This window comes from Planotetraspora phitsanulokensis (assembly GCF_016863295.1).
In the GTDB taxonomy this organism is placed as follows: Bacteria; Actinomycetota; Actinomycetes; order Streptosporangiales; family Streptosporangiaceae; genus Planotetraspora; species Planotetraspora phitsanulokensis.
Genome location: NZ_BOOP01000095.1, coordinates 1 through 562 on the forward strand (window position 1 = coordinate 1; position 562 = coordinate 562).

The 562-nt window shown below is 68.9% G+C and carries 1 protein-coding gene; it reads right to left on the reverse strand.

Going from position 1 to position 562, the window contains the following annotated elements; translation table 11 throughout:
* On the reverse strand, window positions 1–550 hold a 550-nt coding region (locus Pph01_RS42530; RefSeq protein ID WP_239117427.1), incomplete at its 3' end, for a DUF222 domain-containing protein.
* Window positions 551–562: the final 12 nt, after the last annotated feature.

Consider the following 562-nt stretch of genomic DNA (forward strand, 5'->3'; position numbering starts at 1 on the left):
CCGGGACCAAAACCAGCAACTCGGTCGTCACCTTGCTGTCCAGCAACGCAATCAACGCATCCGCATTCCGCACCCGCAACGACCGCTCATCACCCTCCACCTTCGGCCGCGCATACGCATCCAGCCACGCCCGCAACCGCGCCCCCGCCTCCCGCGGCAACCGAAACTCCCCCTCCACCCCACCCGACCCCGTCGGCCGCACCCGCAAAAACCGCCGCCCGTGGTCAGCCTCAGACTCCTTCTCCGCCCACCCCGGATCCAAAATCTCCCGCAAAAACCGACCCGCCCGAGCCACCTCCGCAGGACCCGCCTCATCCGCCAACCCCACCAAAATCGGCTCCGCCACCCCCACCTGCTCATCACTCAACCCGCTGACCGCCGCACAAATCGCCGCCACCACCCCCTCCGACAACGACCCCTCCGCAAACCGGGCCGCCACCACCGGCAACCGAACCAACTCCACCGCCAACCCCAGCACCCGCCCAGCCGAACCCCCATCCAACCCACACCCACCCCGCAACCACGACCGCGTACTCGCATGCCCCTGCACCCTCGCCTCCCC